The organism is Brevibacterium sp. SIMBA_078 (assembly GCF_046534565.1).
In the GTDB taxonomy this organism is placed as follows: domain Bacteria; phylum Actinomycetota; class Actinomycetes; order Actinomycetales; family Brevibacteriaceae; genus Brevibacterium.
The window spans coordinates 1-301 of the sequence record NZ_JAWRYQ010000126.1 but is presented as its reverse complement, the minus strand read 5'-3'; the positions used below and the strand labels follow the sequence as shown (position 1 = coordinate 301).

Sequence of the window (301 nt, the reverse complement as noted above, 5' to 3'; positions counted from 1 at the left end):
CAGTGTTATGCCTTATCAAGGTATTGAAGTACTTACAATTCACAATTTAGAGTCCATTGATTCAGCAAAAAACAAACATGTTTTAAATGAAGCGGTACTGCGTTTAAAACAAGAATATGATTATGTGCTGTTAGATATGTCGCCAGCATTAAAGTTAAATCGCAATAATGTACCACTGCATTCTTTAAGCTTATGTAGCGAGCTGACCTTAGTTACTGTTGCATTGGTTATTAATGATGAGGAGTCATTATGCCAAGGAGTTGCAGAACTTAAGCAAGCGGGTCATAGCAATATAAAGCTA

Annotated in this window: 1 protein-coding gene; it reads left to right on the top strand. The window is 35.5% G+C overall.

The window, feature by feature from the left end; all coding sequences use genetic code 11:
• The coding region (locus SB749_RS19135; RefSeq protein WP_410711695.1) for a hypothetical protein at positions 1-301 on the top strand (301 nt) is incomplete at both ends.